At 38.9% G+C, this 24,748-nt stretch carries 19 protein-coding genes; 13 read left to right on the top strand and 6 right to left on the bottom strand.

From position 1 onward, the window contains the following. Nucleotides 1-248: 248 nt before the first annotated feature. The 6 genes from GMJ66_RS05435 to GMJ66_RS05410 all read left to right on the top strand — a co-directional run bounded on the left by GMJ66_RS05435 (nucleotide 249) and on the right by GMJ66_RS05410 (nucleotide 9,500). Nucleotides 249-1,151 (top strand): endonuclease/exonuclease/phosphatase family protein, encoded by a 903-nt coding sequence (locus tag GMJ66_RS05435; RefSeq protein WP_156289327.1) that lies wholly within the window; start codon nucleotides 249-251, stop codon nucleotides 1,149-1,151. Nucleotides 1,152-2,095: 944 nt separating this feature from the next. Then, nucleotides 2,096-5,140, top strand: a complete 3,045-nt coding sequence (locus GMJ66_RS05430; RefSeq protein ID WP_231514821.1) for an efflux RND transporter permease subunit — start codon at nucleotides 2,096-2,098, stop codon at nucleotides 5,138-5,140. Between the two features lie 420 nt (nucleotides 5,141-5,560). After that, nucleotides 5,561-6,277: a response regulator transcription factor gene (locus GMJ66_RS05425; RefSeq protein ID WP_156289326.1), complete on the top strand. Its 717-nt coding sequence runs from the start codon at nucleotides 5,561-5,563 to the stop codon at nucleotides 6,275-6,277. Continuing rightward, on the top strand, nucleotides 6,274-7,737 hold the full coding sequence (locus tag GMJ66_RS05420; RefSeq protein WP_156289325.1) for a HAMP domain-containing sensor histidine kinase: 1,464 nt from the start codon (nucleotides 6,274-6,276) through the stop codon (nucleotides 7,735-7,737). The genes GMJ66_RS05425 and GMJ66_RS05420 overlap by 4 nt, the downstream gene beginning before the upstream one ends. A 2-nt stretch (nucleotides 7,738-7,739) precedes the next feature. Next, nucleotides 7,740-8,816, top strand: a complete 1,077-nt coding sequence (locus tag GMJ66_RS05415; protein WP_156289324.1) for a LolA family protein — start codon at nucleotides 7,740-7,742, stop codon at nucleotides 8,814-8,816. A gap of 153 nt (nucleotides 8,817-8,969) precedes the next feature. Beyond that, nucleotides 8,970-9,500, top strand: coding sequence for a sigma factor (locus GMJ66_RS05410; RefSeq protein ID WP_156289323.1), 531 nt, complete (start codon nucleotides 8,970-8,972; stop codon nucleotides 9,498-9,500). 391 nt (nucleotides 9,501-9,891) lie between these two features. Here GMJ66_RS05410 and GMJ66_RS05405 read toward each other — a convergent pair whose 3' ends face one another. The 4 genes from GMJ66_RS05405 to ytvI form a co-directional block, all read right to left on the bottom strand. Then, nucleotides 9,892-10,560 carry an RluA family pseudouridine synthase gene (locus GMJ66_RS05405; protein ID WP_156289322.1) on the bottom strand — a complete coding sequence of 223 codons (669 nt, stop codon included), beginning with the start codon at nucleotides 10,558-10,560 and terminating at the stop codon, nucleotides 9,892-9,894. 245 nt (nucleotides 10,561-10,805) lie between these two features. Then, nucleotides 10,806-10,991: a type Z 30S ribosomal protein S14 gene (locus GMJ66_RS05395; RefSeq protein WP_156289321.1), complete on the bottom strand. Its 186-nt coding sequence runs from the start codon at nucleotides 10,989-10,991 to the stop codon at nucleotides 10,806-10,808. Between the two features lie 125 nt (nucleotides 10,992-11,116). Next, on the bottom strand, nucleotides 11,117-11,686 hold the full coding sequence (locus GMJ66_RS05390; RefSeq protein ID WP_156289320.1) for a uracil-DNA glycosylase: 570 nt from the start codon (nucleotides 11,684-11,686) through the stop codon (nucleotides 11,117-11,119). A gap of 273 nt (nucleotides 11,687-11,959) precedes the next feature. Continuing rightward, entirely contained in the window at nucleotides 11,960-13,075 is a 1,116-nt protein-coding gene (gene ytvI, locus GMJ66_RS05385; RefSeq protein WP_156289319.1) for a sporulation integral membrane protein YtvI, read from the bottom strand. A gap of 255 nt (nucleotides 13,076-13,330) precedes the next feature. Here ytvI and GMJ66_RS05380 point away from each other — a divergent pair, with 255 nt between their 5' ends. After that, the gene (locus GMJ66_RS05380) at nucleotides 13,331-14,392 is read left to right on the top strand and encodes an LLM class flavin-dependent oxidoreductase (protein WP_156289318.1); all 1,062 of its coding nucleotides are present in this window, start codon (nucleotides 13,331-13,333) and stop codon (nucleotides 14,390-14,392) included. A 1,021-nt stretch (nucleotides 14,393-15,413) separates the two neighbouring features. On the opposite strand, the gene GMJ66_RS05375 is transcribed toward GMJ66_RS05380, so the two are convergent. Further along, nucleotides 15,414-16,643: an MFS transporter gene (locus GMJ66_RS05375; protein ID WP_156289317.1), complete on the bottom strand. Its 1,230-nt coding sequence runs from the start codon at nucleotides 16,641-16,643 to the stop codon at nucleotides 15,414-15,416. 1,215 nt (nucleotides 16,644-17,858) lie between these two features. Here GMJ66_RS05375 and GMJ66_RS05370 point away from each other — a divergent pair. The 3 genes from GMJ66_RS05370 (at nucleotide 17,859) to GMJ66_RS21140 (ending at nucleotide 19,591) form a co-directional block, all read left to right on the top strand. Next, the gene (locus GMJ66_RS05370) at nucleotides 17,859-18,383 is read left to right on the top strand and encodes a sigma-70 family RNA polymerase sigma factor (protein ID WP_156289316.1); all 525 of its coding nucleotides are present in this window, start codon (nucleotides 17,859-17,861) and stop codon (nucleotides 18,381-18,383) included. Beyond that, nucleotides 18,376-19,257, top strand: coding sequence for an LCP family glycopolymer transferase (locus tag GMJ66_RS05365; RefSeq protein ID WP_156289315.1), 882 nt, complete (start codon nucleotides 18,376-18,378; stop codon nucleotides 19,255-19,257). Before GMJ66_RS05370 ends, GMJ66_RS05365 begins: the two co-directional genes overlap by 8 nt. A 115-nt stretch (nucleotides 19,258-19,372) precedes the next feature. Beyond that, a complete protein-coding gene (locus GMJ66_RS21140) occupies nucleotides 19,373-19,591 on the top strand; it encodes a sensor histidine kinase (protein ID WP_156289314.1) in 219 nt (72 codons plus the stop codon). A 446-nt stretch (nucleotides 19,592-20,037) separates the two neighbouring features. Here GMJ66_RS21140 and uidA read toward each other — a convergent pair whose 3' ends face one another. Further along, nucleotides 20,038-21,849, bottom strand: coding sequence for a beta-glucuronidase (uidA, locus tag GMJ66_RS05355; protein WP_156289313.1), 1,812 nt, complete (start codon nucleotides 21,847-21,849; stop codon nucleotides 20,038-20,040). A 166-nt stretch (nucleotides 21,850-22,015) separates the two neighbouring features. On the opposite strand from uidA, the gene GMJ66_RS05350 reads away from it, so the two are divergent. From GMJ66_RS05350 to GMJ66_RS05340, 3 genes are all read left to right on the top strand, one after another. Beyond that, nucleotides 22,016-22,924 (top strand): helix-turn-helix domain-containing protein, encoded by a 909-nt coding sequence (locus tag GMJ66_RS05350; protein ID WP_156289312.1) that lies wholly within the window; start codon nucleotides 22,016-22,018, stop codon nucleotides 22,922-22,924. Between the two features lie 373 nt (nucleotides 22,925-23,297). After that, entirely contained in the window at nucleotides 23,298-23,756 is a 459-nt protein-coding gene (locus GMJ66_RS05345; RefSeq protein ID WP_156289311.1) for a nucleoside deaminase, read from the top strand. A 237-nt stretch (nucleotides 23,757-23,993) separates the two neighbouring features. Beyond that, nucleotides 23,994-24,644: an SDR family oxidoreductase gene (locus GMJ66_RS05340; protein ID WP_156289310.1), complete on the top strand. Its 651-nt coding sequence runs from the start codon at nucleotides 23,994-23,996 to the stop codon at nucleotides 24,642-24,644. The last annotated feature ends 104 nt before the right edge of the window (nucleotides 24,645-24,748 follow it).

The following is a 24,748-nucleotide window of genomic DNA, read 5'->3' as shown; positions in this document are numbered from 1 at the left end:
AGCAAATCCAAGTCCCGGTCTTTCACTCTCTTATGTGACTATTTGATTATATTTAACTACATTATTCGTAATTTACAGATTTTTAAATTGAATAAACAGTAATTACATAAAGTTTCTTTAAAATAGAATTAAATCGGAAGGAGGGAAAAATGTCAAATTAAAATGAATCTGGGAAAAAGATAGCCAACACAACGGTAGATGCACTCACATTATTAAACTATCAAATAAGTATAATGGAGGGATTTACAATGAAAAATCTATTAAAGAAGGCAATGATGCTTTTAAGTTTAGTACTATTAACGGCTCCATCCCTAGCAGGCCCGGTTGAGGCTTCCGCAAAAAATAGACAAGTGGAAGGTCTCGATTTAAACGTAATGACATTTAATTTAAGGTATCTAAACAGCTTTGATGAATCACCACATTCCTGGGAAGAAAGACGACCTACTGTACGCCAGGTTATCCGCACCAATCAGCCTGATATCTTTGGAACCCAGGAAGCGGTCTATCAACAAGTAAAAGATATGGATGCTGATTTACCTAACTATGACTGGATTGGATTGGGCCGGGAAGGTGGCGATCAAGGAGAATTCATGGCTATCTATTATAATCAAAACCAATTTACACCAATGGAATATGACCATTTCTGGTTATCTGATACTCCTGAAGTGATTGGTTCAACTTCCTGGGGAAACACAATCCCGCGTATGGTGACATGGGTTAAGTTTCTTGATAACAATTCTGGAAAAGAATTTTATTTTGTAAATACTCATTTCGATCATATGTCTGCTGAATCAAGAGAAAAAAGTGCAGAATTGGTTTCTGAGAAGGTAAAGGAATTCGATCCTGATTTACCTGTCATTTTAACTGGTGATTTTAATACGAGCCCAGGTAGCAAACCATATGAAATTCTGATTAAAGAAGGAAACTTTGTCGACACATGGGTGGCAGCAGATACAAGGATTAATGAAGACTTAGGTACATTCAATGGATTCAATAACCCGTCTGGTGGAGGGGCGGATAATCGAATCGACTGGATTCTATCAAAAGGAAATGTCACTACTACTCAGAGTGAAATCATCAATTATCAAAAGAACGGTCAATTTCCTAGTGATCACTATCCGGTAATGTCCGAGATTATTCTTCACTACTAACTTCAGAGTATGGGGACGGTTTCTTGCTTCCTTTTTTGTGACTGTGAAAGGAGAAACCGTCCCCGTGCCTTATTCCTTCTTCTTCTGACATTTTATACTAAATAAGCTCTCCTTCATATATCTTCATTTTATCATGAAATAAGAAAGTATAAATTTGCTAGCTCCATCGCCCATCGACTAGCGGGCTTCCTCACCTCCGTACGATAAAGAAGACTTGCCGATTGGTGAAACCAGAGGCTTAGTCGCACTTATACCCTTGCAGTGAAAGTCAACATCGACTCAGTTTTTTTAGGAAGGCCGACTAAAAGCGGGCTAGCGCTCAGGCGTTGGCATACCCCTATGAAGGGGCATGTTTCCTTTATCTCCTACGGCAGTGGAATGTCCGATTAAGACCGCTGCTTTGCGCAGCAACATCGAACCACCTGACATGGCCAGGCGCAGTCCGTACGTCGCTAAACGGGCGCTTACGCTTTTCTTATGTATAAAGGAAATGCTTTCTTTGTGCTTCCACATGATCTATATTTTCTCTCCAAAGCTTTCAAGGCGTTACATGAAATGGTTTACCTCCACTTTTTTCACCAGGCAATTGCTTGTGTTTATTAGCATATTACGCTAGCTTCTCATACTTATTATTGCCTTTTGTCTTTTCGGTTCATTTGCTCTGTACGTCGCGGAAAAACGGATTCAAACACGATGTCTTAAGAAATTCTTCATATAGGTCTCAAGTCGTATACAAATTCTGGCTCAAGTACAATGTTAAAAATTTTTTAATAACATACTATTAATGGTAGTTAATCATTCGGAAAGGAGGATATAAGTCTTTAATTTTATATTCTTTGTAAAATTTCCATAAAATTCTAGTTATTGTTATTCTTTTCTTTTATACTTAAAACGGCTTACAGATGGATAAAAAAATAGTAAAAAAGATGCAGGGGGAGAGAAGGTTGTTAAACTTTATTTTGAACCGAAAAATACTTGTTGCTTTGGCGGCAGTGTTTGTACTAATTTTAGGGGTGTATTCAATAACGAAGCTTGATGAAGAGCTGCTTCCACCAGTAGAATTCGATGGAGCTTATGTCGTTGTTAGTGCTGGGGATATGGCGGCGATTGAAGTGGAACGTTCCATTACCACTCCACTTGAACAGAGTATTCAAGGGATTGATGGGGTGGAGGAAATTTACTCAACAACCACCGTTGGCCAGAGCAGTTTACAAGTTATGATTGAAAAGGGCCGTGGTGAGGAGGTTTCACGGGAAATTGAATCTACTGCCAAATCCATGACTTCCAATATATCTGGTGTCAACGAAGTCATTGCAGAGCAAATGAGCTTGAGTGCGAGCTATGAATTTTTTATGGATATTTCAAATGGGGATATGGACACCATTACAGCATTTGCAAAGGATGTTCTGGAACCTCGCTTAGAAGACCTGCCTGAGGTGAAAGATGTTTCTTTAATGGGAATCCAGGAATATGAGATGGTCGTTGAATTGGACCGGGATAAAATGATGGAACATGGACTGAATGCTTCACAGGTCACATCCATTATTCAGCAGACAAATACAGATGAAACATTGGGAGAATTTTCAGAGGAAGAAGAAAAACCATCCCTTCGTTGGGAAACGAGCCTAGCTTTAGCAGAGGATTTAGAAAATAGTAGAATTCCAGCACAATCGGGATTTATTTCACTGAAAGAAATTGCAGATGTTTCCTTGCAGCCGTTAGAAAATGCGTCCACTGTTTGGAAAGATGGTACAAAGGATTTTATTTTTGTTCAAGTTGGTCGAACTTCTGATGTCACACAAATCGAAATGGCGGATGCTATTCGTGAAGAGGTTCAAAATATACGGGATGAAGGGTTAGTAACGGATTTTGATTTAAATGAGCTTGTTGCACAGGCAGACTACGTAGAAGAATCCATCAATGGGGTATCTAGTAATATCCTTATTGGAGGGATCATTGCTATTGTTATCTTGCTACTATTTTTACGCAATATTCGTGCAACGATTATTATCGGTATCTCCATTCCAACTTCTATTTTATTAACCTTTATTACGATGTGGGTTTTAGATTACAGCTTTAATATGCTTTCCCTCATCGCCTTAGGGTTAGGTGTTGGGATGATGGTGGATTCTTCCATTGTCATACTGGAGTCCATTTACAAGAAAAAAGAACACGGATTTAGCCCGGTAGAAGCGGTACTCAAGGGAACGAAGGAAGTAGCTTCAGCAGTCATAGCTTCTATATTAACGACAATTGTTGTCTTTCTACCGATTGGAATCATGGGCGGTGATGTTGGAGAGTTTATGATTATTTTATCTGTAGTTGTGGCGATTACCTTAATTAGTTCGGTTATTGTTTCCTTTACCCTCATTCCTTCTTTATCTGAGAAGTTTCTCAAGATTCGTAAAAAGCGTGCTGGGAAAGAAGGGAAAATAGTCAAGACCTACGGGGGATTTGTTTTATGGGTGGTGAAGAAGAAACGCAACAGCATTGCCGTTATTTTTATCTTCTTCCTCATGTTTGTTGGATCTATGTTTCTGATATTTAAAATTCCAATGACTGTCATGCCGGATATGATGAATCGATATGCGGAGTTAATGATTGATTTAGAAACAGGAGTTTCTGCTAATGAGAAAGAACAGGCTGCCATCCAAATAAGTGAATCATTATCCAATATTGATGATGTGGAAACGAGTTACATTATAGATGATGGTACGATGTTTTATACTCTAATTAACATGACAAAGGGAGATGAAGTTACAAGAGAGCAAAAGGACGTGAATGAGGAGATATTACGTTCTTTACGTGAATTGGAAGAAGACTATCCGATTCGGAGTGTTCAAAGTGCCATTTCTGTAAGTACTGGTATGCCTGTTCAAATACAGGTGAAGGGGGATAGCTACGAGGAGCTGCAAACCTTGGTGAGTGAATTGGCGGAGGAACTAAAAGAGGTTGACGGCCTTGTTGGTATAACCAACTCCATTGAGCGAACCTCGGTGGAAAAAGTAGTTGAATTGAAGGAAGATGCGATAGAAGATGCTGGTTTAACGGAAATACAGATTCGTCAATTTATACAAGAAGCATTTCTCCATATGCCAATTGGAGAAGTAACCACGAATGAAGAAAATGTTCCGCTTGTCGTGAAATGGAATGAAAAGGTAACGAAGGAAGAAGCTCTACTTGATTGGACCATTCCTACTATTGAGGGGGAAGGGAGCTTATCAGAGTTTGTTGAATTGCGAAGTGTTCATATGCCAAATGAAATTTCGCATCTTGATGGGGATAGATATGTAACGATTTCTGCGGATATTGAAGATACGGATTTAGGAACTGTTAATAGAGAAGTCCAGAATCTTATCCGTGATTTTGAAACACCATTAGGATACACAATTTCTACAGGAGGGGATTTGGAGACACAGCAGGAGCTTATTTACGATATGATTCTCATTTTGATCCTATCCATATTCCTTGTCTATTTGGTTATGGCGGTTCAATTTAATCATTTAGTACACCCTGTGATTGTCATGTCTGTTATTCCAATGACTATCGTTGGTGTGATACTTGGTTTGTTTATTACACAGCGGGAGCTTAGTGTGATGTCTGGAATGGGAATCATCATGCTCATTGGTATTGTGCTAAATAATGCGATTCTTTTAATTGACCGAACGAACCAATTGCGTCGTGAACAGGCTTCGGTAAACGAAGCAGTCATTCAAGCAGGAAAGGATCGGCTCCGTCCTATATTTATGACAACCTTTACGACAGCGGGTGGAATGCTGCCACTGGCGTTAGCAACAGGAACAACAGGTAATTATCAAGCACCGATGGCTACTGCAATTATTTCCGGCCTGCTATTTGCAACGATCATCACGCTTGTCTTAATCCCTGCAGTCTACCGATTGTTTCATGCACTAGGCAATGGATTAAGCCGCTTATTCATAAAGAGAAAGAAGAAGAAGATAACAGAGGTTAACGAGCAAGTTGGTTAAGAAGCATGGGATCGGTTAGGGAAGATTAACATTTTTACAAGTAGTAGATCAGTTTATATTAAAATAAGAAAAGCTTCGGCACTCGCTAATGGCGAAATCAATGTGGTTTTTTTCTAACTTAGTTCAGCAGGTAATGAAAGTGCGATACGTACTTAAAGCAAAAGTACAAACTTGGCTATCACCAAAAGTCCCGGTGATAGCCAAGTTTTCTAACGTTATAAAAGCGTAAAATTAACGGAGCAAATTATCGAAAATAAAAAAATGAACACGTTCACAAAAGGAAAAAGCGAATGTGATTATTTCAAATGAACAAGGAAATGGAAGAAGGTACCTATTTAACTACAATTATTAAGTGAAAATAAAGTTTTTAAGTGGATGTGGATAGATGAATTATACTTAAGGTAGAGAAGAGGGGGATATATGGCTGAGAGAGAAAAAAGCAAAATTCTTATTATCGAGGATGACTATGAGATTGCCCGCATTATGAGGGACCATTTAAATAGAGAAGGTTTTCGGGTGACATGGGCATCGACAGGTATGGAAGGATGGGAAGATTTCAAACAGGAATCCTTTTCATTGGTGATTGTGGATTTAATGCTGCCGGAAATGGATGGCTTTACGTTATGTAAAACGATTCGCTTAGAAAGTGACGTGCCATTGTTAATTGTAAGTGCAAAAAATGAAGATGAGAGCAAGATTCTGGGGCTGGATCTTGGAGCGGATGATTATTTAACAAAACCATTTAGTTTAAAGGAGTTAACTGCCCGGGTTCAATCTCATCTTAGAAGGTACCACCGATATACAAAGAAGCACGAGACAGAGCAAATCGATTATTACAAGCATGGATTAGCCATCGATTTCTTAAATGAAGCAGTGTTTATCGATGAGGAACTACTTTTTTTAACAGCAAAAGAGCGGGATATTTTGTTCCTGCTTGCGAAAAATCCATTTATTACTTTTAAAAAGTCTGAGTTATATGAGCACGTTTGGCAGCTGATGAATGTAGATGGGAATAATACGGTAACTGTACATATTAAAAGCTTGCGTACCAAAATGAAGGATAATCAAAAGCAAGCTAAATTCATTCAAACGATTTGGGGTGTCGGCTACCGGTTTATAGGGGAAGCCTTGGAATGAAAATAAAGAATTGGCTGATGATCAGCTATCTTATTGTCATGTTGCTGCCTATTGCAGCGATTTATCTATTATATATCAGTCTAAGTCATTATGATCAACAGCAGGATATAAAGGAATACTTTGAATTTCAGGGGTTAGTAAATTCCTTGGAAAGCCATCTACAGGATGTAACCTTGTATGAAATCCAGCCTGAAGAAAATTATGAGCATCTACGGAATCTAGCAGACGATCATATGAAAATAGATTTATATCGTTATGATGGTGTCTTGTTGTTTTCCACGCTGGACACACCTGGAACCATAAGGCTTTTTCAGGTGAATCAACATAACTTATATCAAAATTTAAATGAATATCAAAAAAATCCACGTACATATTCGACGAAAAGGCTGGTTTTTAATCAAGAGGAAAATCAGTTAGTGGGTTTATATGAAATTACGATTGGAAGAAGTGCGTGGGTCGAAACAACGAATCAGCGTACCATTGTCATGTTTGTACTTTTAGGAGTATTTTTCATTGCACTCTATGTGGTCGTGATCATGTCGTTAAATTACAAGTTAAATCGTCCACTCTATCAACTGCAGGAGCATATGAAGGCCTTTGCAGAAGGGAAGGAACTGAATCAACCACTGGTTCCATCCAAGGATGAAATAGGGGGGCTAATATCCCATTTTGAACAGATGAAAGCGCAAATTAAAGAAACAAGGGAAGCTCTTGCTCAGCAGCAGAAGGAAAAGGAGTATATGGTCGCCTCCTTATCTCACGATTTAAAAACGCCTTTAACCGTTATTCGAACGTACACCGAGGCATTGGAAAATCATCATTTATCCGAAAAGGAGCGGGAAGAATATCAGTCCATTCTCATTGATAAATTAGATCATATGAAACAGATGATTGATGATTTATCCGTATTTACTGCTCTGCAATCATCAGGGAATATCTTAAATCCTGTACTGGTAAACGGGAATGAGTTTTTTGAAATGCTGTTTTCCGGTTATGAGGAGCCATGTTCAAGAAAAGGTATCACATTAACAACCGATCTCTATGTCAAAAATTCCTATCTTCTTGACCCGAAGCAAATGATTCGAGTGGTTGATAATTTAATGGATAACAGCATTCGCTATACTCCTAACAATCACAAGATTTGGCTGGCTGCTGTCTCCTCGCAAAAGACATTGCCTCATTGGATTTTTTCGGAGTTTAAGGGGAAAGTGGATGAATGGCGAAAAGATGGGACGATTATTCTTATTCAAAACGAAGGGAATGGTATCAAACAAAGTCAGCTGGAAAAAGTGTTTCAGCCCTTCTTTCAGGATGATACATCAAGAGGGAAAGGGGCAACGTCAGGTTTGGGGCTAAGCATTGCTAAAATTATTATGTATAAACATGCTGGAAAAATAAAAATTTGGTCAACGGAAAAGAAAGGGACATTAATTGCCTGCTGGATCAAGGAGAGGGGATAACGATGAAGTTGGTGGAAAGAAGAAGCGTGATTTTATTAAGTGTAATTATATTCATGTTAGGAGGTTGTTCACAAGAAATGAATGTTTCTGCAAAGGAAATCATCCATAATGCGATTGAGTCGGATAAGGATGTATCTACTTATCATGGGGAATCTGAAATGAAGCTTTATGACGGAGAAGAATTTATGGAGCATGTTATATTACAGGAATATGTAACGAATGGGAAGAGGAAGGTTGTTACAAAGGATCAACTGCTCAATCAGGAAATCGAGGTCCTAAATGATGGAAAGAAAATGCTTATGTATGATAGGAGCAAACAGGAAGTACATGAAATGGATGTTAGTGAATTGGAGGAGATGGTCAGTTTAAGTCCGAAAGATCAATTTAAAACGATGATGGAATCGATGCAGGATACCCATACGTATGAAATCGCTGGGGAAGAAAAGGTACTTGATTTGAATACGTACCATATTGAAGTGAAAGCAAATGATACAGATAATTTACTTGGCGATATGGAGATTTGGGTTGAACAGAAAACGTGGTTTGTCGTAAAAGTGGTCTCGGAAACTGGAGATATGCGAACAGAATTTGAATATACAATGCTGGACTTCTCTCCGAATTTTACGGAAGAAACGTTTGCCATCGATATTCCAGATGATGTCGAGATTGCTAGTTTAGATGATATGTTTGGTCCCAATCCAGTAACACTAGATGAGGCAGAAGAAGCGCTCGGTCAAGCGTTCCTCGTTTTTAAAGAAGATGATATCTATCTGTCTGACGTGCAGATGTATGATTTTTCAAGCGAATTGGATAGGTATGAAGTGGAACTTACCTATAGATCAAAAGAAGATATCCCAATGTTTTCATTGTCGATTTTTCAAACTCCTGAGGATATGCGGATAGAGGATGGGAATTTCGAAATCCGAGGAAATATAGCAGAATATGAGGAAGTCATGAATGGATTTCTTTGGGATGAAGATGGTCTGCGCTATTCGCTCTTGATAACAAATCCAGATATCGATCAGGATGAAATAGTGAAGTTAACCGAAGCGATGTCCTTAAGCTCGGAAAGGGAATAACGAGCTTGGTATTTTTTAACACTTTCGGAAAGTATAAATTTTTAGTCGAGAAGAGAACATGACGTAGCTAAGATTTTAATGTCCAAAGTATAGGAAAAACGTCACATTTGCTAAAGGATGAGCGGATGCGAGTTTTTCTAAGGGGGATAAGGGATGAGGGAGATAAGGCAGCGTGTCATTCGACAAGTGAAAAAGGGGAAAAGTAGTGCTTTTAAGAAACTGGTGCAGCACTATCAGCAACCGGTTTATCAAATCTGCTACACTACGATGGGAAACAGGAAAAAGGCCGAGGAACTGGCCAAAGATACTTTCTTATATGTTTATTCCCACATTGGTGAGTATGATGCTGCGAACCGAAAATTCTCGTTGTGGCTGTATCAGACAACTGTAGCTCTTGCGCAGTGCCGGTTAAGAGAGGGGAAGCTTAGCGAAGGGGTGGAGCATAGCCATTCTTTTGATGGGTGTTCAATCCTTCATCCGTATCTACATGCGGATATAGAAGCCTGTTTGATGGGTGTGTCTATAAAAGAGAGATTATCTCTAATCTTGCAATCTAGCAATCATTTTCAATTATCTGTTCAGGAGATTTGTGAAGTACTGGACACCCCCAAATCGGAAATTCTAACGCATATTTGGCAAGGACGAGAGACATTACGCAAAAAATTTAGTCAATCTGGAAGCTAGGGAAGCATGGGGACAGTTCTCTTGCTTCCCTTTATTTATGTTTTTTGTTGAAGCGGTGTGGCTGCTATCCACTGAAATCGAGTAACGAGGGAAGGGAGCTGCAAATCAAGCGCTTGGAAGGAAACCCGCGCGAGAGTCTGTGCAAATCGAGAGACAAGTAGGAAACCCGTGCAAGAGTCCGTGCAAATCGAGCGGCAAGGAGGAAACCCGCGCGAGAGTCCATCCAAATCGCGCGCCAAGACCAAAAGATCGTACGACAGGAAGAAGGAACCTGCTCGCGAACACCACCAAATCCAGCCACAAGCTATTAAAATCTATTTCCGAAGCATAGCCCTTATAATCCCGCTTCCTTTTTCGCGACTCTGAAAGCAGAAGAACCACCCCATGCTTCCTACCAAAGATTCCAAGGGTAGTGATTTGGTGGAAGGGAGTGTATTTTAATTTCTTCTTTTTTTGTTGGGTGCTCAATAGCGAGTTCCTGTGACCATAAGGCGATTTGCTCTCCTGGTGTGTTCACTTTTTCACCATATTTCTGATCCCCGTAAATCGGAATATTGCGGGAGGAAAGCTGAACACGTATTTGATGGGGTCTTCCGGTATGAAGTTGGATGGAAAGTAGACTCATGCCTTTCTTTTTGCCGATGACTTGATATTCCAGTACCGCCTTCTTTGCTTTTTTGTGATTTGGCTGTGTGGTATACACTTTATTTTTGCTGCGATCTTTAACTAGATAATCCTTCAGCACACCATAGTCTTTTGGGGGAATTCCTCTGACGACAGCCAGGTACTTTTTATCGACGGAATTTCTGCGGATGGCATCGGATAAACGAGAAGCGGCTTTTGACGTTTTCGAAAACACCATCACCCCACCGACAGGACGGTCTAAGCGATGAATGAGGGCAAGGTAGACATTTCCTGGCTTTTGATGACGTACCTTCAAATCTTTCTTCAAGTGTGTTAGTAAGTCCTCATCCTTGGAACGATCCTCCTGCACCGGTATATTAACGGGTTTTTCTACAAACAGTAAGTGATTGTCCTCATAAAGAATCGGAACATTCATAGGTTAAAACTCCTTTAAAAATGACTGTCATTCAATGTTAACATACTGGGCTAGGTAATGGAACAAGGTGGCGATTCACTTACTTTGCATTTCGCAAATTGGTAGCAAGAACCGTCTCCATGATTATCCGTGCATTTCAAGAAGAAGGACTGGGAACTGCCCCAGTCCTTCTCATTAGTCCTTATGTTTCTTTTTTTTATGCTTTTCAACATGAAAAAAAGCCAACCGTTTTGGTTGACTTATCATTACCAGCTCGCTTTCTTTACTCCGGGAATTTGCCCTTTATAAGCTAATTCACGGAAACAGATACGGCATAATTTAAACTTGCGAAGGACAGAATGTGGACGCCCGCAGCGCTCACAGCGTGTGTACTCCTGAACTTTATATTTTGGTTGACGCTTTTGTTTAGCAACCATTGATTTCTTAGCCATGCTTTCAACCTCCTTATTAAAAAGTAATATCTATAGTAAATGATTTTATTAATCTAAAAGAGTTATTTTACCATGGATGCTTTAAAAAGTTAATGGTAAATAAAGGTGATGGGGCCTAAATTAACTTATTTGTGGAAATGATTAGCAAGGTATTGCCAGTCATCCAAAAATAGAGACCATAGGTTAGGCCTCCTTCTGACAGCAAGGGGATGGTATGCTACGGTTGTTTTCATACCTCTTATATTGTGCATGGTACCGCGCAAGGATTTTACCTCTGCCTCTTCATCTTGAAAAAAGGACTGGACAGCTACATTTCCGAGACAAAGGATGAATGCAGGCTTCTTTTCTTGTAACTGATCGTCGAGGTGCATCATACAGATTTCTCTTGTTTTTTCCTTATCATATGCACGAGTAGGTTTTCGTTTTAAAATATAGGTTACGTATAGATCATCTGTCCTAAATCCCACTTTCGAAGCAGCTTTTTGTAATGTTTGTCTTGTACCACAAACAAACGGGTTGCCATCTCGGTCTTCACGTGCACCAGGGTTATCGAGGATTACCATAATTCGAGCGTTTGGATTTCCTTCTCCCCAAATCATTCGTGAGCCATGTTCAATCAGACCACACTTATCGCAAGTTTTCACTTTATTAGGAACTGGTTCTTCAGGCCATATATTTGGGCAAAAATTTGACATCTTTCCGATCATCTCCCTTAATTGATAGTTTTTTTATCACGTGATGAACTGGCTGTAAGACCCTTAACGAGAAGAATTCAAGATATTTCAAGAATGATAAGTGGGGAACGGGCAGCCAGTAAATTCCTCATTGGTTTAGAGGCCTTTAGGTCATCCTTTAGGACTAACAATCAGTGGGAGATGATATAATTCCACTGATTGAAGATTCCCTTTCTGGAAATGATGAGCAAAATATTCTTCGGGACAGGAACTATTCCAAAACTTCCTGGATTATTACCCATATTTCCCTTTAATAAAGCCCCACAGTCCATTAAACACCTTTGCATCATATAAAGAAACGAAAAGCACAAGCAATACGGGCCCAATGACCAGCCCCATTAAACCGAACAGCTGGAGTCCGGCAAATAGGGATATAAGAATGGCTAGCGGGTTTAGTTTCAGGCTAGTTGATAATACTTTTGGTTCCGCTATTTGACGAACAGTTACCGTTGCCGCATAGAGGATGAGGAGACCAATCCCCATAAAGAGATTCCCTGTGAAAAAGCTATAAACACTCCAGGGAATTAAGACTATTCCCGGTCCTACATACGGAATCAAATCAATGAATCCCAGGATGAATGCGATAGTTAATGCCTGGTCTACGCGGAGAATCAGTAAACCAATCAGGCTGACAATAGCGGTTAAGCCCATAAGAATGATTTGTGATTTTAGAAAACCAAAGATTTTTGTTTTCAAGTCATCTATAACATCCATGGTCTGTTTTTGGATAAAAAAAGGCAGTTTATTTCTGTAAAGCTGTGTATATTTATGCCAGTCTTTACTGATAAAGTAAATAGCTAGAATAGTAAAAATAATAACTGTAAATGTGATGGGAAGGGCACTGACAATCGATGAAAGTCCATTGGCAATTCCTTGACCTAAATTTCCAAGCATTGCAGCCAAGTTATCTCCAATTAATAGAATCCCTTCTTGAAGGGCTCTCTGGTGAGAAGGTTCTAAGTTATCCATCAAGCCAATCCCCTGGTCCCAAAGCGGTAATATGTAATGGTTAACATAATCTTGAATCGTCACAGATATTTGTTCAATCTGTGAGGGAACGTATTCCGATAAATGTCGAAACCCATCAATAATTTTTATAATCGTGATGGCCACGATACCACCCACTAAACCAATGAGCAAGATAATGCTCGTCAGTACAGCAATCAGCCGGGGGATTCGCACATACTTTTCTAATACACGAACCATTGGATTGATCAGAAAGGCAAACAGTGCAGCAAGAAGAAATGGGTATGTAAGCCTTAACAATTGATAGATAAAGAAAATTCCAATAGCTGCAAGGAATAGTGCAAGCAGTATTCGAAAGATTAGCTTGATTATAGGATGGTTCACATTCAGGCACTCCTCTCGACAACAATACGGAAATTAATATAAATCTAGTTTAGACAAGAAGTGAAGATAGAGCAAGCAAACGGAGGAACATTTTCCAATGAGATGCAAAGGATGCTTATATGTTTCCATCTCCTCCATGCAGTAGTGCTTGGAAAAAGCTTTGCCAACCTCGATGATTGCAAATTTCTTCCATATCCCGGTTAAATCGACTATGATTAGTAAAAATACTTACAAATAATAAGAGGAGGCAATCATATGGAGATTGGAATTACAACGTTTGTCGAAACAACTCCGGATGTAAAAACAGGAAAAGTGCTTAGTCATGCCGAGCGAATTCGTGAGGTTGTAGAAGAAATCGTCTTAGCGGATCAAGTGGGGTTAGATGTCTTTGGTGTAGGAGAACATCACCGGGAAGATTATGCAAGTTCGGCTCCGGCGGTGGTGTTAGCTGCGGCGGCTTCACAAACCAAACAAATCCGCCTCACCAGTGCGGTAACGGTATTATCCTCAGATGACCCGGTTCGTGTGTTTCAGGAATTTGCCACGGTAGATGCCATTTCGAATGGACGTGCAGAGATTATGGCAGGACGGGGTTCCTTTATTGAGTCTTTTCCGCTATTTGGTTATGACTTAAATGACTATCATGAACTATTTGAGGAGAAATTGGAGTTGCTGCTTCAAATCCGTGATTCCGAAATCGTGAATTGGACCGGGAAGCATCGACCTGCCATACAAAATCGTGGGGTATATCCTCGGCCTGTTCAAGATCCTTTACCAATTTGGATTGCCAGTGGTGGCACACCTGAATCCGTCGCTCGAGCTGGTGTCCTAGGTTTGCCTCTTGTTCTTGCTATTATTGGCGGCAGTCCGCTTCAGTTTGCTCCACTCGTTAAATTGTACAAGCGTGCGGCAGAGAAAAATGGACATGATCCATCGAAACTGACGGTTGCCTCTCACTCTCATGGGTTTGTTGCCGAGAGTACGGATGTGGCTGTGGAGAAATTTTTCCCACCTACTCAACAGGCTATGAGCGTTATAGGCAGAGAGCGGGGATGGGGGCCATATACACGTGCCACCTTTGATCATGCGCGTAGTTTGGAAGGAGCTTTATATGTAGGGGATGTACAAACCGTAGCGGAAAAAATTATCTTTTTACGTAAAAACGTTGGAATAACTCGCTTTATGCTTCATGTCCCAGTTGGTTCCATGCCGCATGAAGATGTAATGCGTGCTATTGAATTGTTAGGAACAGAAGTGGCACCGATTGTTCGAGAAGAAGTAAAAAAATGGGAAACAGAGGAACAAGCGGAGTTGTGAGTTTATCACGTGATTAACTGGCTGTGGGACCTCTCCACGTCAAGAGTACGAGATACTAAGAATGATAAAAGTGGAGTCGGGCAGCTAATAAACTCTTATTCCATCAGTGGGAGGAGAAAAAACTTGGATGGAAGATTCACTTTTTGATGAAACAACACCTGCAGGCCAACGCAGGTGTTGTTTTTTTGCACGTTAGTAAAGTATAAAATTTTAGCAAAGAAGTTTTTCGACGTAGCTAAAATTTTAACGTCCTAAGTATAAGAAAAACTACCCATTCGCTAAAGGACGAGCGAATGCGAGTTTTGCTAACCTTTTCAAGAGATGCGGGAAAATCATGGTTCAAGACAGGAGTTTTGCTTATCACCAATAATTCGCTCTGTAAAATTTGTTCATTGAAAATACTTCAGATAAAAAAGGCAGTTCTTTCTTCCAGTAATATAGGGGCTACTATTTTAGATTACGGTATGAACGGAAGCGAAAAGAACCGTCCAGTATTGGTGAAAAAGTTCTTTTTAAATTTGTTAACTAATTTTTCGAGGAATCCAAGAAAGAGACTAGGTGCCCGAATGAACACGGTTGGGAGTCAAAAGGTAACGTAGAAAGGTTCTAGGTGCCCGAATGAACGCGGTTGGGAGTCAAAAGGTAACGTAGAGAGGTTCTAGGTGCCCGAACGAACTCGGTTGGGAGTCAAAAGGTCGCGTAGAAGATTCTATAACATTCCGAATATAATCCTGAATCCTTGTATATGGTAATTTAAAAGTGAACCACCATAGCAATTGAAAACTGAACCACTTTTGATAGAAAATAACCCTAATGATGAAAAATCCTTCTTGCAATTGTGAACACTTTATTACGGTTTAATATAATAATATTCTATACTGGAAGACGTAAATACTGAGACAATGAAAAACTTTGCGGATAGTGAATACATAAGAAAAGAAAAAGGCACAACTAGCAGAGGAAATCCGCTAGTTGTGCCTTCTAATGCGTAAGTTCTCTTAAAGAATCGTCCTCATGCTTCCTACTCATACCACTCCTGAACCTTCTCATCTGTAGGTAAGAAAAAGGTTAGAAGGCCCAACAAAGGTAACAGGGATGCCAAAATCATCGTTGTGGTTAGCCCAAAGAAATCGATAAATGATCCAAGAGCAACGGAACCGATAGCACCCATGCCAAAGGCTAAGCCAACAATGAGTCCGGACATGGTACCGATTTTCCCCGGGACAAGCTCTTGTGCGTACACGACAGTTACGGAAAAGCTGGACATTAGGATGATACCAATAACAGCCAATAAAATCATAGCAGCAATTGGGCCAGCATATGGTAATAAAATGGCAAGCGGACTGGAGGCGACGAGTGAAAATAAAATAACATTTCTTCTACCAAAGCGATCGGCAAAAGGGCCGCCTAAAAAAGTGCCGAGTGCTCCCATTGCTAGAAATATGAATATGTATACTTGTGAATTGGCAATGGTAAGCTGATATGTATCGATAGCGTAAAAGGCATAGAAATTAGAAATTGCTGCCGCGTACCAGGACCTGGCAAATACGATGAATATAAGAATAATTAGTGCACTTTTAATAGCTTTGGATACGAATTTGTTCTCCTTTTTGTCATGGGTCTTTTTCTGTTTCATGGCTATATGTTTCATTTGCCCCGCATACCATCTGGAAATATATGACAGAACACCAACCGCTAAAGCCGCAATCAAGGTAAACCAAAGTGCTCCCTTCTGTCCGAGGGGAACGAGAATCAGGGCAGTTATAACTGGTGCTAGTGCCTGACCAGAATTTCCTCCAACCTGAAAAATCGATTGTGCAAGTCCTCTTTTATTTCCCGCTGCAAGATAAGCGACACGGGATCCCTCTGGATGAAAGATGGCAGATCCTAAGCCGATAAATATAACACTTATCAGGATCATCCAGAAATTAGGTGCCAACGCTAAACCGAGCATACCAACCATGCTGCTCGTGAGCCCAATAGGAAGCGCATAAGGAATGGGATGCCTATCGGTAAATGTACCGACAAAAGGCTGAATGACGGAAGAAACCATATTTAAGGTGAAGGCAATAAGCCCAAGCTGTGTAAATGTAAGTCCCATCGAATTTTCCAAAATAGGAAACATCGCAGGGATAACAGCCTGAAGCGAATCGTTTAGTAGGTGACAGGTTCCGATCAGAAACAGTATCCGATATATCGTCTGATTGTCATCATGGGTTGTAACAGCTTGCTTTGGTAGAGCTTTTTCCATTTGAGGGCCTTCTTTCATAGGATTCTTATATTGCTATTTTACATTTGATTAAATAAAATTCAATATCTTTTTAAACAGTGAACAAGGAAATAAAAGAGCTGAGATAATTGGCCATTCAGGGGGGGGAAGCGGACGCTATTTTTATCACAGATTAACTGGTTGTAAGAACTCACTTCAAGAATTTGAGATACTTCAAGAATGATAAGTAGGGGGACGGTCAGCCAGTTAATTCCGGGTTCATCTAACCATAAGTGGGGATGAAAAAAATCCCACTGATTAATAGTTGTATTTGTAAATTAATATAAAAAGATAAAACCGTTTTATAAATAAAACATAAAAGTGAAGATATGTATGCATGGTGTAATAAGAATGTTTCACAGCTAATAAGCTGCTTTATATTTGGAGAGCATAATAATATTCTTCTTTTTAAAGGATTGGTATTATGTATATTTTAATTAATGTTATCTATACCATAGCGGCGCTGAAATGGGGGGATTGGAGGAATTGGAAACAGTATCATCCGACAATCCTTTTCTACTGCATAGGGGATTTTTTATATAACTTTATACTCTATAATAAACCAATGTGGTTATTTCGAGATTTAATCTTACCTAATCATACTTTAGCGGAGGAAATATACGTAGACTCCTGCGGGAGGAAAGGCATCGGTGAGACCCCGCAGTGCGTTAGCACGAGGAGGCTCACCAGCCGCCCGCGGAAAGCGAAGTGTATTTCCGGAGCGGTTTATATCCACCAATCAAAATTTCAAGTTCGGATTTTTCTTTGAATAAAACACTTTTGTCCCAGCCTCTTTATAATGGTAACGATTATATGCAATTTAGAGAACACATTTTTCAAGCAGTTGATTAGAGGATAGAATTATATTAAATATAACTAACCGATTATACTCAACTAATAGAATTATTAAGAAATTATCGGAATGGTCTAGTTCACTATGAGCTGGCTGTTTTTTTTATGTCGACATAATAATCTAGCTGGTAAAATGAAAGGGTTATTAGAAAAGTTTACTTTTACACGTCTTTTTAAGGAAGTGGTTTTTCCTTGGGACTAAAATATTAGCTACGTTCACTTCTTGGCTAATATTTTATATTTTCCACTCCTAACGTGTGAAAAGTTTTTGAAATCCTGAAACTCTTTTTAATCGGCTTTCGTCAAAAGGGCAAATATTAAAATAGGTTAGGGAAGAGGGGAGTTATGGAGAAAGAAAAGAAAAAAGATATATTAGAAGAAATGATGATTGAACATGGGAGTGATTTAGTTAGACTGGCATTCTATTATGTAAAAGACAGAGAAACTGCGAAGGATATGGTTCAGAATACCTTTATTAAATGCTATGAAAACATGGATACATTTCGTTATGATTCCTCCATAAAAACATGGCTATATCGAATCACCATTAATCAGTCCAAGGATTATTTAAAAAGCTGGCATTACAGGAAGGTGCAAACGAAAAATATTTTAGAGAGTGCTGTTAACACTTTTTTACCTTTAACAGAAGAAAAAGTAATCAAAGAATCAGAATCTGAAGAGATGAAAGACATTATCCTATCCTTGCCTAAAAATTATCAGGAAGTGATCTATTTATATTACTACAAGTCCTTATCTATCACAGAAATTGCCGAAGTTACTGATTTGAATACTAATACGGTAAAAACAAGGTTAAGAAGAGCAAAGCAAAGGTTAAAAATTTTATTGGAGGAGGCTGGTATTTATGGATAACAAATTTAATCAGAGGTCCTCTTTAGATGAGCACGATTTAATATTTACGAAAGAAGACAGAATCGAAACGTTCAAAAAAATTCAAGAAAAGTATCAAAAAAAACAAAAACATAATACGAACTTTTTGCGTAATGGGAAACGTTACACTGGTCCCATATTAGGTACTGTCATGGTTTTACTATTAGCGATTGGATTAGTTTTACCGCACCTGTATTCAGGTAATAAAACAGGTCAGTTGAATACAAAACAGGCCTCTCAGCAAGAAGATATATCCTTTTCAGTCTTACTCCTGGGGGAGGATTCATTGGAAAATAGTAACCATAGAACTACGATTCATATTTTACTTACATATAATAGCAGGGACCACAGTATGAAATTAGTACCAATTCCTCGTGAAGCATATGTTCAAATATTTAATTCAGAAGGAAAAGTGATAGGAGAGGATAAATTAACACATGCATATGCTATCAATTCAACTCCTGTACCAGTCTTGGCATCTGTGTCGGATCTCGTTGATGTTTCTATTGATTACTATTCTGTCATTCCAGAAGAAGAGATATATGCAGAAATAGGAATTGATAAAGAGGAAGCAAGGGAAAATCGTATTCAAATATATGATATTGCTGAATTAATAAAGGAACGTCTATCCTTTTCTCAAATTAAAAACCTCATAAAAGAAAGTGAAACGAATATTCCAAGTGACATATTTAATCAATTCCAAACAGACGAAAGTAACTCTAAATCTATTCAGGTTATAAATATGGAAGATGGAGTAGAAGAAAAATTTATTGATGGAATCTATTACCTGGATATTAATCCAAATCTATTAGAAACGACAACTAGTACGTTAAAGCAGCATTTGGGTGAAAAATAGTGGGTTCTGCTGCTTCCATGTGTGGCGTGTATAGTTACTAAGAGCAGCATACCTTCCGATGTCGAACAAGTTGTCAGTAATCTGCTATCGAATGCAATAAAACATACTCAAGCTGATGGTTCGGGATCAGGGCTCTGGTATTCCTGAGTTAGAGCTGCCACATGTTTTTCAGCGTTTTTATACAAAGGAAAACAATAGCAATAGCGGTAGCTATGGTTTAGGCCTAGCTATTTGCAAAGAGATTATTGAAGCACATAAAGGAAAAATATGGGTCGAAAGTAAAGAGGGAGAAGGGTCCACATTCGGCTTCACTCTTCCCACATTTGATATTTGAGGGGGAAGAATGGGGCGGTTTAAGAGAGCTTAAAATGTCAGAAAGGGAACATAGAGCTCATCTATGTTTCCGAAGAAAAATCGAGAATCGTAGAAAGAGCTATAAGATATTTTATTTTAGTCTGTTTTCTAAAAGGTTGGGACTACAGTTACTCGTCCCACCGAAGAGGTTTGTTGCCTTTTAAATGAAAATTATATGTCACGGGTCGCCCGCGGAAAGCGTAGTGTATTTCCGTAGCGGTCGATTAATCTCTGATATCATTTAAAGTTAGTCCGTCGTTTATATCAATTCATAATAACAAACTATGTGAAAAGAGCTGATTTTATCAAGTATCAACAGTATTAAAAAACGGGAGAGCTAATATGTAGCAATCCCGTTTTTCTAAGTGTTTAAGGTCACTTGTGTAAGTGTACCAGATTCCAAATACTTGGAAGCCCAAATCCTTCCTACTTCTTATACCCAAAATTAGGAATGTTTTTCCAGCGGTCACTTAGATAGCGTACGACCATTTTGGGTTCTCTTTCTCTAGTGAAGACACCTTTCTTGTTTCCTTGAACACGCATAATACCAAATTTCGTTTGGAAATCAGCGAAGTTCCATAATTGCTCCCCTACAAAGTTTGGAATTTCATCAAATACTTTGCTGTTCATTCTGTAGTAATCTTCCTGATATTCTTCAGAGAATGGCTCACCGTATATACTGTGGAAACCGGCAACCGTATCTGCACCATATTCGGTATACATGATTGGTTTTTCAGGATATTTTTCCTGCCATTCCAACAGCTCATTACGAGTGGCCACTTCACCTGCTGCCAAATCACCATTTTGTACATACCAGCCATAGTAGCGGTTTAGGGCAATGACATCAGCAAGGTCTGAACATTTATCCGTTTTAGGTGTAGCCATCATGATACTGACATAGGTTAATGGACGATTTTGGGGATCCAATTCACGTGCCAGATTGAATAATGGCTCGAAATATTCATGTGCACCTTTAGAGTAAGTCGCCGCCTCATTCGCAATCGACCACATGACTACAGAAGGATGGTTTTTATCTCTGTCAATTAATTCATGAATAACTTGTTCATGCGCTTCTGACGTTTTCATTTGTTTCCATGTTTCGTCTTCAAAATCATCTTTTTCTAAAATGGATACATCAAAGTTAAAGGATGCCATTAATCCTACAGCAGGTGTCTCATCGATGACAACTATTCCTTCACGGTCACATAGACGCATCATTTCCTCTGAATATGGATAATGGGACGTACGGAAGGAGTTAGCTCCCATTTCTTTCATTAAATTGATATCTAAGACATTATATGCTTCGTTTAGTCCACGGCCATTGACAAATGTATCTTCATGCTTTCCGAATCCTTTGAAGTAGAATGGCTCTCCATTAATTAAAAATTTGCCATCCTTCACTTCTATTTTACGAACACCAAATGCTTCTTCATAGACATCCTCTACTTGTCCATCTTTCATCCCTTCCACTTTTGCAGTATAAAGATATGCATTCAGTGGCTGCCATAATTGGACCTCATTGATTACAGTAGTAATGTCAGTTCCGGTTTCCTGTGTCACTTGATTTCCTTGTTCATCCAGAATCGTCACACGTACTTCATCAAATGTACCTGCAGTTTTAACAGAAATTTGAACATCTGCCTTTTGAGCTGCTAAATCGGCATTTGGAACAATCGTAATGTCCTCGATATAGTTAGTAGGCGTAGAGTAAATTTTTACCGGACGATGTAAACCTGCATAGTTGAAAAAGTCAAAGTTCTCATCAACTTTACGGATAACTTTACCGTTTTCATCTTTCTTCTCAGAATAATTTCCCACAGGTAATGTCGTAAAATCTAAAATGTTGCTTAAGCGAACCGTTAGACGATTTTCTCCAGGAACTAGAAACTCATTGATTTCTACTTCAAATGGGGTAAATCCGCCTTTATGATGTACGGCAAATTCTCCATTAATATATACCCATGCTTCATGGGTGGCAGAACCGAATCGTAAAACTAATCTTTCATCACGCAAAGCTTTGGCAACGGAAAATTCCTTTTCATACCAAAAATAGCCATTATGCTCGCGTATTTCCTGGGAAGCAGCCTGGTCATTGAACGAAGCGGGAACGGCCATAAGTTGACTGGTTGGCAATGGCTGCTTCACATTTACTTCTTCTGTTTCTTTATCAATCATAAATTTCCAGGTGCCGCTTAAATCCATCACGACACGACTTTCTGTAGCTATAGGATATAACATGTTGTCTTTTCCTCCATATCTAAAAATTCATTTTACAGTTCAATTTCTATTAGAATGATTTCCTTAAGCTTCCAATGATATAATAACATCGTTACAATTTTTATAAATAACATTTATTGCTATAAAACATTGCAGTTATTGCTTATTTTTTAAGGTGGTATGATTCATGAGTAAAACCTATTTTTTGCCAATGTTAACGCAGGATTTTGAAATCTATCATATGGGTCCAACTATAGAGACGAGTATACTGCGGAAACATAATGAAAGTGCATGGGGAGGATTGGAAAGTACAGAGCCCTTTTATCAGCTCCATAGTCATGAGGTGTTTGAAATTTTTATTTTGGTGGATGGGGAATGTGAGTATTTCTGCGAGGGAATGACCTATAATTTAAAAAAGGGGGATGTCGTGGTGATTCCACCTTATGCGGTACATCGAGTGATCGCCAATAGTCTTGATCAGTATGAACGCTTCGTTGTTACCATCAGCCAGCATTTAATGAATGATTTTGAGTACAGTTCTCCACTTTTAAAAGAAAATACGACGTTTCAAAAAGCGAACGGGATTTATATGTACCATTTAGATTCCAAAAGCTTTCAGCATATGGTCTCTTTATTAAAAAGTATTATTAAAAAGATTAAGGAGGGCAAAGAGAAATATTCCTTTACCCTACAGTATCAATTGTTTCAAGCACTGGAGCTTATTTTTAATCCGACGAAAAGTGCGGCTGGTTTAAGTAAAAAAAATGAGTTGGATGAACGGCTAGTATCAATATTGGAGTACATTGAAGAACATTTAACAGACCCTGCATTAACTTTAGAGCATGTATCGGAGCGATTTTACTTAAGTAAATATTATTTTTCCCACTACTTTAAGGAAAAAATGAATTTACCTTTTTACCGTTATGTGACCTTAAAGCGGCTTTCTCTAGCATTAAGCATGATTAAACAGAACGAGATTTCCATCAAAGAAATTGCCGTCCAATGCGGTTTTGTGGACTACTCCAGCTTCTATCGTCTTTTCAAAAAGGAGTACAATATGTCCCCTAAAACATTGCAGAAGGAATTTAAGCTTTGAGGTGGGGTGGCTTGATGGGAGTGAAAAACTGTTGAAGAAAAATTTAAAAGGTTCCTCTTTTTATCAACCCCCAATTATTCTTGACTCAAAAGTTTAAGACGCGGGGTGTCGCAATCAGTTTAAATGAAGATACTTACAAAATATCCCTTGTGAATTTTTCTGGGTGAATTTGCAATAGTTGTTATGTCGTAAATCTTAGAATATTTTGATGGTGATATGTTAAGATAAAGTTACACTGAAAAGTCTTGATAATATAGGGTATTAATAGGTTTAATGACATTAGGTTTCTGGTTAGTTGGACAATCCATACTATTAAAACAGTGATTGATGGTTACTGATGGAAAATCTCAATGAAAGCAGGAGGTGATGAAGAATGGACCCATTCATGAAACGAGCAGTAGAATTAGCTGTCAATAATGTGAGGGACGGGGGACAGCCTTTTGGTGCAGTACTTGTGAAAGATAATAAAGTTACGGCGGAAGGGGTAAATGAATTACATAAAACATATGATATAAGCGGACATGCGGAAATGCTGGCTATACGAAAGGCACAGAAAGAATTGCGAACACATGATTTATCAGATTATACGATGTATGCTAGTGGAGAGCCATGCCCAATGTGTCTGACAGTGATGTACTTTGCAGGGATTAAAAAGGTGTATTATTGCCAGTCTGTAGAGGATGCTGTTGCAGCAGGGTTAGGGAAATCGCAAATTATTTATAAAGAGTTAGGAAAACGTAAAGAAGATCGTAAACTAAAGATGGTACAAATGGGATTAAAGGACGAGCAAACCGACCCAATGAACCTCTGGAAAAAGAACAATGACCTTTAGGTGTGGAGTACTAGACATCGTCTATATTTCTATTTACACTTTAAAAAAGTATAAAATTTTAGCGAAGAAGAGGATTCGGCGTAGCCAAAATTTAAATGTCCAAAGCAAAAAAAAATACTACACATTTGCTAAAAGGCGAACGAATGCGAGTTTTTCTAACGATAATTGAAGGAAGAGATCTGTAATAGGATTAAAATGTTAGTAGATCTCTTAAATTACTTAGAAAGGATGGATAAAATGAAAGTTCTTGTAGTTGGGGCAAATGGTCAAATTGGAAAACATCTCGTTTCATTCATTCAGGATAGTGATAGCCTGGAAGCAAAGGCAATGATTCGTAAACAGGAGCAAGCTGACTTTTTCGAAAATCTAGGTGCGGATACGGCAGTGGTAGATCTGGAACAAGACATTGATGCTATTGCGAAAGCTGCTGAGGGAGTTGATGCCATCGTATTCACAGCAGGTTCTGGGCCACATACAGGAAAAGACAAAACCATTATGGTGGACTTGGATGGTGCTGTGAAAACGGTCGAGGCAGCTAAAGCTGCGGGTGTAAAACGGTTCGTCATGATCAGTTCGTTTGATACGAGACGTGAAGCAATTCAAGCGGCTCCAGAATCCTTTGCGCCATATGTTGCAGCAAAGCATTATGCGGATAAATGGTTAAAGGGAACGGATTTGGATTATACAATTATCCACCCTGGTATTCTGACCAATGATAAAGGAACAGCTCAAGTAAATGCAGGTGTAGAAGTAGAACGAGGTGAAATTCCGAGAGAAGATGTAGCAAGGGTCGTCGTCGCCAGCTTGGAAAATGAGAATACTATTGGGAAAGAATTTCAACTAGTAGCTGGATCTGTTCCTGTTAAGGAAGCTATACGTTCCATCTGACGGATTTGCTGTTAAGTGTCGACTTAAAAGAAGGTAATAGGGCCATAAAATGAATGGCTTTTTCTTTGCTTAGCGTACAATGTCAAATACTTTTTTCAAGTTTT

This window comes from Oceanobacillus salinisoli (assembly GCF_009733865.1).
GTDB classification, from domain to species: Bacteria; Bacillota; Bacilli; order Bacillales; family Amphibacillaceae; genus Oceanobacillus; species Oceanobacillus salinisoli.
The sequence above is the reverse complement of the archived record's forward strand: the minus strand, read 5'-3'. Positions and strand labels throughout refer to the sequence as shown.